The sequence below is a fragment of the Ancylobacter mangrovi genome, assembly GCF_024752355.1.
Taxonomy (GTDB): domain Bacteria; phylum Pseudomonadota; class Alphaproteobacteria; order Rhizobiales; family Xanthobacteraceae; genus Ancylobacter; species Ancylobacter mangrovi.
Map to the genome: position 1 here is coordinate 571,144 of NZ_JANTHZ010000002.1, position 12,539 is coordinate 583,682.

General features: G+C 71.8%; 12 protein-coding genes. 3 read left to right on the forward strand and 9 right to left on the reverse strand.

The annotated features are described in order from the left end of the window. Window positions 1-12: 12 nt before the first annotated feature. The 7 genes from purD to NVS89_RS08030 form a co-directional block, all read right to left on the reverse strand. Entirely contained in the window at window positions 13-1,290 is a 1,278-nt protein-coding gene (gene purD / locus NVS89_RS08000) for a phosphoribosylamine--glycine ligase (RefSeq protein ID WP_258732073.1), read from the reverse strand. A 140-nt stretch (window positions 1,291-1,430) separates the two neighbouring features. Then, window positions 1,431-3,449, reverse strand: coding sequence for a MacB family efflux pump subunit (locus tag NVS89_RS08005; protein WP_258732074.1), 2,019 nt, complete (start codon window positions 3,447-3,449; stop codon window positions 1,431-1,433). 23 nt (window positions 3,450-3,472) lie between these two features. Beyond that, entirely contained in the window at window positions 3,473-4,660 is a 1,188-nt protein-coding gene (locus NVS89_RS08010; RefSeq protein ID WP_258732076.1) for an efflux RND transporter periplasmic adaptor subunit, read from the reverse strand. Between the two features lie 116 nt (window positions 4,661-4,776). Continuing rightward, a complete protein-coding gene (locus NVS89_RS08015) occupies window positions 4,777-4,971 on the reverse strand; it encodes a hypothetical protein (RefSeq protein WP_258732077.1) in 195 nt (64 codons plus the stop codon). A 60-nt stretch (window positions 4,972-5,031) separates the two neighbouring features. Then, on the reverse strand, window positions 5,032-5,949 hold the full coding sequence (locus NVS89_RS08020) for a S49 family peptidase (RefSeq protein ID WP_258732078.1): 918 nt from the start codon (window positions 5,947-5,949) through the stop codon (window positions 5,032-5,034). Window positions 5,950-6,036: 87 nt separating this feature from the next. Further along, window positions 6,037-6,822 carry a tRNA1(Val) (adenine(37)-N6)-methyltransferase gene (locus NVS89_RS08025; protein ID WP_258732079.1) on the reverse strand — a complete coding sequence of 262 codons (786 nt, stop codon included), beginning with the start codon at window positions 6,820-6,822 and terminating at the stop codon, window positions 6,037-6,039. A gap of 41 nt (window positions 6,823-6,863) precedes the next feature. Then, entirely contained in the window at window positions 6,864-7,088 is a 225-nt protein-coding gene (locus tag NVS89_RS08030) for a putative signal transducing protein (RefSeq protein ID WP_258732080.1), read from the reverse strand. A gap of 272 nt (window positions 7,089-7,360) precedes the next feature. On the opposite strand from NVS89_RS08030, the gene NVS89_RS08035 reads away from it, so the two are divergent. Then, window positions 7,361-8,383 carry a polyprenyl synthetase family protein gene (locus NVS89_RS08035; RefSeq protein WP_258732081.1) on the forward strand — a complete coding sequence of 341 codons (1,023 nt, stop codon included), beginning with the start codon at window positions 7,361-7,363 and terminating at the stop codon, window positions 8,381-8,383. 49 nt (window positions 8,384-8,432) lie between these two features. Here NVS89_RS08035 and NVS89_RS08040 read toward each other — a convergent pair whose 3' ends face one another. Both NVS89_RS08040 and NVS89_RS08045 read right to left on the reverse strand, forming a co-directional pair. Further along, window positions 8,433-8,756, reverse strand: a complete 324-nt coding sequence (locus NVS89_RS08040) for a YnfA family protein (protein ID WP_258732082.1) — start codon at window positions 8,754-8,756, stop codon at window positions 8,433-8,435. A gap of 9 nt (window positions 8,757-8,765) precedes the next feature. Further along, window positions 8,766-9,671, reverse strand: a complete 906-nt coding sequence (locus NVS89_RS08045) for a 4-(cytidine 5'-diphospho)-2-C-methyl-D-erythritol kinase (RefSeq protein WP_258732083.1) — start codon at window positions 9,669-9,671, stop codon at window positions 8,766-8,768. A 287-nt stretch (window positions 9,672-9,958) separates the two neighbouring features. Here NVS89_RS08045 and rimP point away from each other — a divergent pair, with 287 nt between their 5' ends. Beyond that, window positions 9,959-10,783, forward strand: coding sequence for a ribosome maturation factor RimP (gene rimP, locus NVS89_RS08050; protein WP_258732084.1), 825 nt, complete (start codon window positions 9,959-9,961; stop codon window positions 10,781-10,783). A gap of 28 nt (window positions 10,784-10,811) precedes the next feature. Next, a complete protein-coding gene (gene nusA, locus NVS89_RS08055; protein WP_258732085.1) occupies window positions 10,812-12,422 on the forward strand; it encodes a transcription termination factor NusA in 1,611 nt (536 codons plus the stop codon). Window positions 12,423-12,539 lie beyond the last annotated feature (117 nt).

Consider the following 12,539-nt stretch of genomic DNA (forward strand, 5'->3'; position numbering starts at 1 on the left):
GATCGGGCCGTCCTATTCGCCGAGCGCCCGCCAGGCGATGTCGGAGCGGCAGAAGCCCTCCGGCCAGTCGATGCGGGCCACCGCGTCATAGACGCGCTCGCGCGCCTCGGCCACATTGGCACCGATCGCTGTCACGTTCAGCACCCGCCCGCCATCGGCGACGAGGTCCTCGCTGGCGCGCTTGGTGCCGGCATGAAACACCTTCACCCCCGGAACGGTTTCCGCCGCCTCGATACCGGCGATGCGCGAGCCCCTGGCATAGGCGCCGGGATAACCGTTCGCCGCCATCACCACGGTGATCGCGGCATCGGGCTTCATCGCCACCGTATAGTCGCCGAGCCCGCCGGTCGCGGTGGCCTCGAGCAGCGGCAGCAGGTCGCCGTCGAGCCGCGTCATCAGCACCTGGCATTCGGGATCGCCGAAGCGGACATTGTATTCGATCAGCCGGGGACCGTCGCGCGTGATCATCAGCCCGGCGAACAGCACGCCGCGATAGGCGCAGCCGGCATCGGCGAGGGCGCGCGCGGTCGGCTTGATGATCTCGGTGAGGGTCCGGCGCTCCATCTCGGCGGTGAAGACGGGCGCCGGCGAATAGGCCCCCATGCCGCCGGTGTTGGGGCCCTCGTCGCCGTCGAAGGCGCGCTTGTGGTCCTGCGCCGAGCCGAAGGGCAGCACGCTCTCTCCGTCGACCAGGCAGAAGAACGAGACCTCCTCGCCCTCGAGATAGTCCTCGATCAGGATCTCGGTGCCGAAGCCGCCGCCTTCCGCGCCCATGGCGAACACCGCGTCGACGCCTTCCAGCGCCTGCTCCAGCGAGGTGGCGACGATGACGCCCTTGCCGGCCATCAGCCCGTCCGCCTTGAGCACGATCGGCGCGCCGCGCCGGCGCACGAACTCGCGCGCGGAGGCGGCGTCGGTGAAGCGGCCGAAGGCGGCGGTGGGGATGTCGTGCGCCTTGCACAGCTCCTTGGTGAAGAGCTTGGAGCCCTCGAGCTGGGCCGCCGCCCGGCGCGGGCCGAACACGGCGATGCCCTCCGCGGCGAGGCGGTCGGCGATGCCCTCGACCAGCGGCGCCTCCGGCCCGACCACCACGAGGTCGATGCCGTGCGAGCCGCAGATCGAGACGATGGCGTCGTGGTCGTCCAGCGGCACGCCGTCGATGCAGGTGGCGTGGGCGGCGATGCCCGGATTGCCCGGCAGCGCGAACAGCGCCGTGAGCTGCGGGCTCTGGGCCAGCTTCCAGGCCAGCGCGTGCTCGCGGCCACCCGAGCCGAGCAACAATACTTTCATCCGCAGGGCCTCCCGCCGCCTCAACCGCGCTTCGCGTAAACGCTCCGGGCGCGGCGGGCAAGAGCGCGGGGCCAACAGCGCGGGCAAAGAACGCGGGCAAAGAGCCTGGACGAGGAGCGGCGAGGGGCGCCGCCCGCCGCCTATTCGTAGGCCAGCGCCACCACCGGATCGAGCCCGGCCGCCTTGCGCGCGGGCAGGTAGCCGAAGACGAGGCCGGTGAGGAAGGCGCAGCCGAAGGCGAGCAGCGGCGGCATCAGCGCGAACGCGATCGACACCCCCATCGCCTCCAGCCCGACGGCGGTGGCGAGGCCGAGCCCGACCCCCACCAGCCCGCCGACCGAGCACACCACCAGCGCCTCGGTGTTGAACTGCAGCATGATGTTGCTCATGCGCGCGCCGGTCGCAATGCGGATGCCGATCTCGCGGGTGCGCTCGGTCACGCTCACCAGCATGATGTTCATCACGCCGATGCCCGCCACCAGCAGCGAGATGGCGGCGACGCAGCCCAGTACCAGCGTCAGCGTGTTCTGGGTCTCGGTGGCGGTCTCGAGGAACTGCGAGGTGTTGCGCACCTGGAAGTCCTCGGCCTGGTGACGGTCGGCGATGATCCGCGTCACCGCCTGCTCGACGGCGGGAATGTCGCCCGAATCCGCCACTTTCACCGTGACCGAATTGACGAAGCGCTGGCCGAAGGCGCGCACGAAGCCGGTCGACATCGGGATCAGCGCCGCGTCGTCCTGGTCCTGGCCGAAGGCGTTGGCGCCGCGCGGGCTGAGCACGCCGATCACCTCGTAGGGCACGTTCTTCACCAGCACGTAGCGGCCGAGCGGGTCGTCCTCGCCGAACAGATTGTCGACCACGGTCTGGCCGAGCACGATCACCGGCGCATAGGCGCGCACGTCGGCGTCGGTGAACATCACGCCGCGCGCCATCGGCCAGTCGCGGGCCGAGAGGTAGTCGGCGCTGGTGCCGGTCACCGAGGTAAAATAGTCCTGCGAGCCGAAGCGCAGCGTGAAGCGGCCCGAGCGCTCGGGCGAGATGGCGCTGATGCCGGGTATGACCCTCAGCGCGTCGGCATCCTCCGGCAGCAGCGTGGCGTTGTCGCCCGAGGAGCGGATGCCGCGCGCGCCGGGGCGCACGATCAGGAGATTGGTGCCGATCTGGGCGATGCGCTCCAGCACCCGCTCCTTGCCGCCATCGCCCACCGCCAGCATGGTGATGACCGAGGCGACGCCGATCACGATGCCGAGCAGGGTCAGCGCGGTGCGGAAGATCGAATTGTGCATGGAGGCGAAGGCCATGCGCACCGCCTCCGCCAGATCCGGCAGGAAGCGCGCCAGCCCCTGGCGGCGCGGCGCGCGCGAGGCGGGCAGGGCCGGGCGCGCAGGCTCCCCCTCGTGCCGCTCGTCGGCGACGATGCGCCCGTCCTGGAAGCGCACGATGCGGCGCGCGTGCCGGGCGACGTCCGGGTCGTGGGTGATGAGGATGACGGTGTGGCCCTCGGCGTTCAGCTCCTTCAGCAGGGCCAGCACGTCCTCGCCGCTGCGGGTGTCGAGCGCGCCGGTCGGCTCGTCGGCCAGGATCACCGGGGCGGCGTTCATCAGCGCGCGGGCGATGGAGACGCGCTGCTGCTGGCCGCCGGAGAGCTGGCTCGGCCGGTGCTCGGTGCGGTCGCCGAGGCCGAGGCGGCCGAGCAATTCGTGCGAGCGCCCGAACCGCTCTTCCTGCGGCGCACCGGCATAGATGGCGGGGATCTCGACATTCTCGGCCGCGGTGAGGCTCGGCAGCAGATTGTAGCGCTGGAACACGAAGCCGAAGGTCGAGCAGCGCAGCGCCGCCAGCGCGTCGGCGTCGAGATGGGAGACGTCGACGCCGTCGACCCGGTAGGTGCCGGCCGAGGCGCGGTCGAGGCAGCCGACGATGTTCATCAGCGTCGACTTGCCCGAGCCCGACTGGCCCATGATGGCGACGAATTCGCCGGGATGGATGGCGAGCGACACCCGGTCGAGCGCGCGCACCACGCTCTCGCCGTTCGGGTAGATGCGCGAGACGTCGACCAGCTCGACGATCGGCCGGGTGCCCGTCGGGGCCGCGTGCGGCTGCTCCTGCGCGACGGGCGCGGGCGGAGGGGCCGGGTGCCGGGAAGTGGTCTCGTCCATGGCGCGTTCCCGCTGCTCCCGCCTCAGAGCCGCGGCGGCATGCGCGGGCGGCCGGACGGCACCGCGGCGGCGGCCGACGAGCCGACGACCACCGTGTCGCCCGGCGCCAGGCCGGCGGTGACCTGCGTCACGCTGCGGTTGGAGAGCCCGGTCTCGATGGCGCGCTCCTCCGGCCCGCGCGGGGTGAGCACGCGCACGCTGGCCGCGCCGTCGCGCCCGTGGCGGATGGCCTGGGTCGGCACCAGCGGCACGTCCTTCGCCGAGCCGAGGCGGAAGAACACCTGTGCCGTCATGTCGGTCATCAGCATCAGGTCTTCATTGGGCACGTCGATCAGCACGTTGTAGAGCACGACGTCGTTGACGATGGTCGGGGTCGGCTCGATCTGGCGCACCTCGCCGCGCCAGCGCCGGTCCGGCAGGCCGAGGGTGGAGAAATAGACCGGCGTGCCGACGGTGATCTTCGGGATGTCGCCCTCCGCCACCTGGGCGGTGACGGTCATGGTCTGCAGGTCGGCGATGCGCAGCACGATCGGCGCCGACTGGTTGGCGTTCAGGGTCGAGCCCTCGCGGGCGGTGATCGAGACCACCGTGCCGTCCATCGGCGCGTAGATCTTGGTGTAGCCGAGATTGGCGAGGTCGCCTTCCAGCGTCGCCTGGGTCTGGGCGATCTGGGCCTTCAGCGCGTCGATCTTGGCGGCGCTGATCTGCATGGTGGCGCGGGCGGCGTCGGCGGCGTCGCGGCTGCCGGACTGCTTGGCGAGCAGGTCCTGGGCGCGCTCGTTGCGCAGCTGGTCGAGGGTGAGCTGGGCGTCGGCCTGGGCGAGCTGGGCGCGCAGATTGTCGAGGCTGGCGCGGTCGCCGGCGACCCGGGTCTGGTAGACGGTGGGGTCGATCTCGGCCAGCAAATCGCCCTTCTTCACCACCGCGCCGACATCGGGATCGATGGTGCGGAGCTGGCCGGAAACCTGCGTGCCGACGTCGACATAGTTCTTCGGCTGCATCTTGGCGATGGCGGTGACCGTGGTCTCGATGTCGCCGAGCGCGACCTTCGCGGTCTGGTACTGCGGCGCCGGCTCGCCAGCGGTCGCGGTGTAGTAGTAATAGCCGCCGCCCGCCGCAACCGCCGCCAGCAGGATGAGCACCGGCCAGCGCCGGCGGCGCCGGTGTATCGATGCGGGCCTCGCCCGGCTGCTGTCGGATTTCTGAAGCATGCGGCGGCTCCGTTAGGACAGCCAACGGGATAACCCGGCCCGCGCGCGGCACAAAATGAATTCGCGGTAATGAAGACGCCGGCTAGCAGCCTGTATTCATTCCAGAAATACCGGCTTCAGCGGTCGCCGGGCCGGTACTCGCCGCTCGCCGGGTCGCGGCGCAGGCTCGGGCGCGCGCCGTCGCGCAGCGCCTCCTCCTCGCGGCGGGTGGCGTCGAGCTCGGCATTGACGCGGCGCGATTCCCTGGCGAGCAGCTTCACCAGCGCGGCGGCGCCCATGGCGCCGAGGGCAAGCACGATGACCGGCGGCATCTCCTGGCCTTCCTTCCCACTCTCCTGATCCCGGCCCGTATCACGGACCGGCGGCCTCTCTCACAGCCCGAAGCGGCCCCACAGCGCGCGTTCCTCGGCGACGCCGACGAGGCTTTCGGCGGCGCCGGCTCCGATCTGCGCGCCGATCTGCACCGATGCCCCCCCGGACGCGGCGCCGAGCGCCGTCACGCCGGGCAGGCGGCGGCCGAACAGGCCGCTCTTCGGCTCGATCAGCGGCATCACCACCTTCTCGCCATAGCGCGCCCTGAGATGGGTGCGCAGGTCGCCGACGGCGTCGACGAGGCCGAGCTCCTGCGCCCGCGCCGCCGACCAGAACTCGCCCGAGAACAGGGTGTCGTCGTCACCGCTCAGCACATCGGCGCGGCGCGCGCGCACCAGGCCGGTGAAGACCTCGTGGATCTCCTTCTGCAGCGCCTTGAGGCGCTCGACGTCCTCCGGCTTCTCGGGCTGGAACGGGTCGAGCATCACCTTGCGGGTGCCGGCGGTGTAGACGCGCCGGTCGACGCCGACCTTGTCCAGCACCCGGTCGAAGCCGAAGCCGGCGCTGACCACGCCGATCGAGCCGACGATGGAGAAGGGATCGGCGACGATCTCGTCGGCGGCGCAGGCGAGCATGTAGCCGCCCGAGGCGGCGACGTCCTCGACGAAGCCGATGACCGGGATCTCCTTCTCCTCCGCCAGCGCGCGGATGCGGCGGTAGATGAGGTGCGACTGCGCCGGCGCACCGCCGGGCGAGTTGATCGCCAGCGCCACCGCCTTCGCCCCCTTCACCGCGAAGGCGCGCTCCAGCGTCTTGGAGACGGCGGACATGGAGAGGCCGGGCCGCAGCGGGCTCGACAGCCCGATAGCGCCGTGCAGCCGGACCACCGGCACGATGGCGGCGCCGGCGCGCATCCGCGCCGGCAGGATGGGATTGAGAAGGCGGCGGAGCGGGGCGAGGACGGATGCGTTGGCCATGGCGGAACACATAGGATGCGCGCCGGCCCTGCTCAAGCGGCGTGTTGCGCGGTTTCTGCGCGGGCTCTGGCGCGGGGCGCGCGTTGCTCAGCCTTCGCCGATCCCCTCCCCGCCGCGCAGCACGCGCTCGGCCTGCGGCGTCGGCCGGCCCTGCGCGTCGGCGAGCACGAGGGCGGGCAGCAGCGCGGGCGGGGTGCGCCGGCCCTTGACGGCGCCGACCAGCACCCGGATCGCCGGCGCGTCGGGGCGCGGATGCACGGGGCGGATCGTGATCGCGCCGGCGCGCCGGCCGAGCAGCTCCAGCAGGGTGGCGAGCGCCTCCGGCCGATGGATGAGCCGGAGCGAACCGCCCGGCTCCAGCAGCCGGTCAGCAGCGCGCAGCCAGATCTCGAGCTCGCCGTCCTCCGCGCTGTGGGCGCGGGCCCGCCCCGCGCTGGGCGAGCGGCGGTGGCGGGCGGGATCGTTGAAGGGCGGGTTCATCAGCACCAAATCGGCGCCGGCCGGCGCGGGCTCGGCCGGGCCAGCGGGGCGGGCGAGCAGGGCGACATCGGCCGCCACCACGCGCACCCGGCCGGCCATATCGGGCTGCTGGCGCGCCGCGTTGCGGGCGGCGAGTTCGGCGAGGGCCGGGTCGATCTCCACCAGCGTGATCCCGGCCTGCGGCAGGCGCAGCGCCACGGCGAGGCCCGCCGTGCCGACCCCGGCGCCGAGATCGACCGCGCGGCGCGCGCTCTCCGGCACGCTGGCGGCGAGCAGCACCGCGTCATGGCCGGCGCGGTGGCCGCGCGCGGGCTGCAGCAGGCGCAGCCGCCCGCCGATCAGCCCGTCATCGGTGATCGCTTCGCCCTGATCGTTCATCGCCCTTTCGTCCATGGCCCGATTGTCCTCGGCCCCTTCGTCCATCGCCGGCCCGCTCACTCGCTGGCGAGCGCGGCGCCGAAGCCGGCCTCGCGCAGCAGGGCGCGGGCGCGCTCGACCATCTCGTCCTCCACCAGCAGGCGGCGCGGCAGCAGGCCGATCGAGCCTTCCATCACGCTCATGTGCTGGTCCAGCACGATGTGGCCGATGCGCGCGCTGTCGAGCAGCGCCCCGATCGCCGAGAGCAGGACCACGTCATTGGTGCGAAGCAGTTCGTGCATGGCTCATCCTCGCGCCGGCGCGGCGGGGGGAACAGCGGCGCGCGCGGCAGGGGAAGCGGCCGCAACCCTTGGCATACAACGTATGTGCATGCGCCATCCGCCGGAAGTGGCATCCCCGACTACCTCTTTCGAGGGATTGCCGGGCACCGCGACCGGCGCCGGCGAGCGGTAAGGTGGGAAATTCATACTATTTTTCCGTTCTAATCCGCTCTTGCCGTACGTACCACCAGCTTCTTATGGTGCAGCGGCATTGTCAGATACGGAACCTGCAAGTGGCCGTTGTACTTCCCTTCGATCCCGCCGCGGACATCGCCGCCGAGCCGTCGCTCGAGGGTATCGTCTCCCTTGTCCGCTCCGACATGGATCGCGTCAACGCCCTGATCCTGTCGCGCACGGGCTCCGACGTGACCATGATCCCGGAGGTCGCGACCCATCTCATCTCCTCGGGCGGCAAGCGGCTGCGCCCGATGCTCACCCTCGCGACCGCCGACCTGTCCGGCTACAGGGGCGAGGGCGACATCAAGCTCGCCGCCTCGGTCGAGTTCATGCACACGGCGACGCTGCTGCATGACGACGTGGTGGACGACAGCGAGATGCGCCGCGGCAAGCTCGCCGCCCGCATGCTGTGGGGCAACGAGGCGAGCGTGCTGGTGGGCGACTTCCTGCTCGGCCAGGCGTTCCGCATGATGATCGAGGTCGGCTCGATGCAGGCGCTCGACATCCTCTCCTCCGCCGCGGTGGTGATCGCCGAGGGCGAGGTGGCCCAGCTCGCCGCAGCGAAGAACACCGCCACCAGCGAGGACGAGTACCTCGCCGTGATCCGTGGCAAGACCGCCGAGCTGTTCGCCGCCGCCTGCGAGGTCGGCCCGGTGCTCGGCAACCGGCCGAAGACCGAGCAGGCCGCCTGCCGCAGCTACGGCATGAATCTCGGCATCGCCTTCCAGCTCATCGACGACGCGCTCGACTATGGCGGCTCCGGCGCCAAGCTCGGCAAGAATGTCGGCGACGACTTCCGCGAGGGCAAGATCACGCTGCCGGTGCTGCTCGCCTTCCGGCGCGGCACCGAGGAGGAGCGCAGCTTCTGGCGGCGCTGCCTGGAGCAGGGCGAGGTCGGCGAGGGCGACCTCGAACACGCCATGGAGCTTCTCGCCGCGCACCAGTCGATCGCCGCCACGGTCGAGCGCGCGCGCCATTACGGCGCCATCGCCAAGGACGCGCTGGGGCTGTTCCCGGACGGGCCGGCCAAGCAGGCGCTGCTCGACACGGTGGAGTTCTGCATCTCGCGGGCGCGCTGAGCGTCTGCGGAAGCGCGGATGGCGTTAAGGCGCGCCGGGCCGGAACGGCTCAGCCGCGCGGGCCGAACACGATGATCGCCGCCCCGGCGAGGCAGACCGCCCCGCCGAGCAGGTCCCAGCGATCGGGGCGCAGCCCCTCCACCGTCCACAGCCAGACCAGCGAGGCGGCGACATAGACCCCGCCATAGGCGGCGAAGGCGCGCCCGGCCGCGCTGGCGTCGACCTGGGTCAGCACGGCTGCGAAGGCGACGAGGCTGGCGAGGCCCGGCGCCAGCCAGAGCGCCGACGCCCCGCTGCGCAGCACCGCCCAGAAGGCGAAGCAGCCGGCGATCTCGAACAGCGCCGCGGCGAGGAACAAGAAGGCGGTGTGCATCGCCGCGCCTCAGCCGAGCACGGTGGACTTCACCCACCAGCCGGGACGGCCGGCGGCGACCCGCCTCGCCGCGCGGGCGGCGGCGCGGCAATCGTCATAGAGCGCGAACATGGTCGCGCCCGAACCCGACATGCGCACCAGCCGCACCTCCTCGCTCGCCTGCAGCGCCGCCTCGACCTCGGCCAGCACCGGCGCCAGCCGGCGCGCGGGCTCTTCGAGGTCGTTCGGCTCGCCGCGCAGGAAGGCGAGCGCCTCGTCTCGCCCGGCAAAGGCGGCCGGCACCGCCGGCGCGGGCCGGTGCGCGCCGGGGGCGAGGCCGAGCGCGGCGAACACCGCGCCCGTCGCCACCGGGACGCGCGGATTGACCAGCACCATGCCGAAGCGCGGCAGGGCGAGCGGGGTGACGCGCTCCCCGCGCCCGGCCATCAGCGCGCCGACGCCGGCGAGGCAGACCGGCACGTCGGAGCCGGTGGCGAGCGCGGCGGCGGCGAGGCGCGGATCGTCGGGGGCAAGGACGTTGGCGCGCGCCAGCAGGCGCAGCGCCGCCGCCGCGTCCGCCGAGCCGCCGCCGATGCCCGCCGCCACCGGCAGGCGCTTGTCGAGCACGAAGCGGCCGGCGGTCAGCCCCGGCACGCGGGCGGCGAGCTCGCGCGCGGCGCGCAGCACCAGATTGTCGCCCTCGCCCGCCAGCGCCGCACCGCCCGGCCCGCGCAGCACCAGGGCGAGCTCCGGCCCGGGCTCGAGCTCCAGCCGGTCGCCGGTGCCAGCGAAACCGACGACGCTCGCCAACTCGTGATAGCCGTCGGCGCGCCGGCCGACCACCCGCAGCGTCAGGTTCACCTTGGCGGGCGCGCGCTCGCGCAGCCCGGCGGCGGCGGGGGGCGGGGGGAGGCGGGATTGGGCGGGACCGGACATGGTGCGCTTATGCGCCGGTGGCCGGCGACCGGCAAGCCGGCGGAGGGTGCCGGAAAGGGCGCGGATGAGGGACCTTCGGGTTTCAGTGCCCCGGACCGCTAACCCTCTCCTCGCCGACGCTCCTGTGGCGGCGCGGCGAGGGCGAGCTTGCACCACGGGGCGGTTTGCCTGTATAAGCCTTGGTCATCCAAATATCTCTAGCGACTGAACGGTCGGTTGAGAGTGGGTTCCGCCGCCGGGACCCGCTCTTTTTGCATTGCGCACCCGTTCGGTCCGGACGAGGACGAATGAGCGAACAGCAGACCCACCCCGCGCAGACCGGCCTCCCGGCGGAGGACGGCGCCCCGCGTCTCGACGAACCGCGGCTGGTGACCGAATCCGGACCCGCCGCGCGCGTCGCCGCGATCGTGGCGCCGGTGCTGCAGGGGCTCGGCTTCCGGCTGGTGCGGGTGCGGATCTCGGGCGGCGAGTACCTCACGCTGCAGATCATGGCCGAGCGGCCCGACGGCAGCTTCGGCATCGAGGAATGCGAGGCGGCGAGCCGCGCCATCTCGCCGGTGCTCGACGTTGAGGACCCGATCTCGGGCACCTACAACCTCGAAATGTCGTCGCCGGGCATCGACCGGCCGCTGGTGCGGATCTCCGATTTCGAGCGCTGGTCCGGCCATGACGTGAAGGTCGAGATGGCGGTGCCGGTCGAGGGGCGCAAGCGCTTCCGCGGCATCCTGCTCGGCGCCGAGAACGGCGAGGCACTGATCCGCCTGCGCGACGTGCCCGCCGACACGCCGGACACGGCCCGCCTGCCGATCGCCGACATCGGCGACGCGCGGCTCGTCATGACCGACGCGCTGATCCGCGAGGCGCTGCGGCGCGACAAGGCGCTGCGCGAGGGCGCGGGGATCGACGAGGACGACATCGACACCGCCGACCTCGGCGACACGCCGGGCGAGGACGAGGACGGGAGCGAAGGCGAGGGCGACGACGTCGCCGTGCGCATCCTGCCGCCGAAGAAGATGCCGGTTCGCGGCAAGCCGAAGGCCAAGGCGATGCTGAAGCCCAAGGGTGCCGCCAAGCCGGGCAAGAAATCCAACGCCAAACGCAAATCCCTGTGAACGGGTCCACTGCGAAGGAGATGCACTGATGGCCGTGGTCAGCGCCAACCGGCTCGAACTCTTGCAGATCGCCGATGCGGTCGCGCGGGAGAAATCGATCGACCGGGGCATCGTCATCGCCGCCATGGAGGACGCGATCGCCAAGGCGGCGCGCTCGCGCTATGGCGCCGAGACTGACATCCATGCCGAGATCAACGCGCGCACCGGCGAGCTTCGCCTCGCGCGGCATCTGCTGGTGGTCGACCAGGTCGAGAACCCGGCCACCGAGATCGACATCACCGGCGCGCGCCGGCTGAACCCGGCGGCGCAGGTGGGCGATTCGATCGCCGACACGCTGCCCCCGTTCGATTTCGGCCGCATCGCCGCCCAGTCGGCCAAGCAGGTGATCGTGCAGAAAGTGCGCGAGGCCGAGCGCGACCGGCAGTATGACGAGTACAAGGATCGCATCGGCGAGATCATCAACGGCGCGGTCAAGCGCGTCGAATACGGCAACGTGGTGGTCGATCTCGGCCGGGGCGAGGCCTCGCTGCGCCGCGACGAGTTGCTGCCGCGCGAGGTGTTCAAGGTCGGCGACCGCATCCGCGCCTATGTCTACGACGTGCGCCGCGAGCCGCGCGGGCCGCAGATCTTCCTCTCGCGCACCCATCCCCAGTTCATGGCGAAGCTGTTCGCGCAGGAAGTGCCGGAGATCTATGACGGCATCGTCGAGATCAAGGCGGTCGCCCGCGACCCCGGCTCGCGCGCCAAGATCGCCGTCACCTCGCGCGATTCCTCGGTCGACCCGGTCGGCGCGTGCGTGGGCATGCGCGGCTCGCGCGTGCAGGCGGTGGTGAACGAGCTGCAGGGCGAGAAGATCGACATCATTCCGTGGTCGCCGGACTTCGCGACCTTCATCGTCAACGCGCTCGCCCCGGCCGAAGTGGTCAAGGTGGTGCTCGACGAGGACCGCGAGCGTATTGAAGTCGTGGTCCCGGATGCCCAACTAAGCCTGGCGATCGGGCGGCGCGGCCAGAATGTGCGTCTCGCCTCCCAGCTCACCGGCTGGGACATCGACATCCTCACCGAGGCCGAGGAGAGCGAGCGGCGCCAGAAGGAATTCGCCGAGCGCTCCAAGATGTTCGCCGAGGCGCTCGACCTCGACGAGATGATGGGCCAGCTCCTCGCCTCCGAGGGCTTCGCGACGCTGGAAGAACTGGCCTATGTGCCGCTGTCCGAGCTCGCGAGCATCGAGGGCTTCGACGAGGACACGGCGCAGGAGCTGCAGAACCGCGCGCTGGGCCACCTGGCCCAGGTCGAGGCCGACCTCGACGCGCGCCGCCGCGAGCTCGGCGTCGAGGACGATGTGCGCGAGGTGCCCGGCGTGACGTCGGCCATGCTGGTGGCGTTCGGCGAGAACGACATCAAGTCGGTCGAGGACCTCGCCGGCTGCGCCACCGACGACCTGATCGGCTGGACCGAGCGCAAGGACGGCGAAGTGGTGCGCACGCCCGGCGCGCTGGAGGGGTTCAACCTCTCCCGCGAGGAGGCCGAGGCCATGATCATGCAGGCCCGCGTCAAGGCCGGCTGGATCGACGCTGCCGAACTGGCGGCGGACGAGACGGAGGGCGAGGCCGAGGCCGAAGGCGAAAGCCAGAGCTGAGGCGTCCGGCACGTACGGACGGCCCCGCGGCCGCCGGAGCGGATGATAGGATCGGGCGGCCGCGTGGCCGCCCGAAGCTGACTGCAGGAACGGGCGGCCTTACGGCCGCAAGAGTGA

Coding starts and splice junctions, on each gene's coding strand:
- NVS89_RS08005 (WP_258732074.1), bottom strand. CDS start 3,449: ATGGACGAGACCACTTCCCGGCACCCGGCCCCTCCGCCCGCGCCCGTC.
- NVS89_RS08010 (WP_258732076.1), bottom strand. CDS start 4,660: ATGCTTCAGAAATCCGACAGCAGCCGGGCGAGGCCCGCATCGATACAC.
- nusA (WP_258732085.1), top strand. CDS start 10,812: ATGGCCGTGGTCAGCGCCAACCGGCTCGAACTCTTGCAGATCGCCGAT.
- NVS89_RS08020 (WP_258732078.1), bottom strand. CDS start 5,949: ATGGCCAACGCATCCGTCCTCGCCCCGCTCCGCCGCCTTCTCAATCCC.
- purD (WP_258732073.1), bottom strand. CDS start 1,290: ATGAAAGTATTGTTGCTCGGCTCGGGTGGCCGCGAGCACGCGCTGGCC.
- NVS89_RS08015 (WP_258732077.1), bottom strand. CDS start 4,971: ATGCCGCCGGTCATCGTGCTTGCCCTCGGCGCCATGGGCGCCGCCGCG.
- rimP (WP_258732084.1), top strand. CDS start 9,959: ATGAGCGAACAGCAGACCCACCCCGCGCAGACCGGCCTCCCGGCGGAG.
- NVS89_RS08045 (WP_258732083.1), bottom strand. CDS start 9,671: ATGTCCGGTCCCGCCCAATCCCGCCTCCCCCCGCCCCCCGCCGCCGCC.
- NVS89_RS08030 (WP_258732080.1), bottom strand. CDS start 7,088: ATGCACGAACTGCTTCGCACCAATGACGTGGTCCTGCTCTCGGCGATC.
- NVS89_RS08025 (WP_258732079.1), bottom strand. CDS start 6,822: ATGGACGAAAGGGCGATGAACGATCAGGGCGAAGCGATCACCGATGAC.
- NVS89_RS08040 (WP_258732082.1), bottom strand. CDS start 8,756: ATGCACACCGCCTTCTTGTTCCTCGCCGCGGCGCTGTTCGAGATCGCC.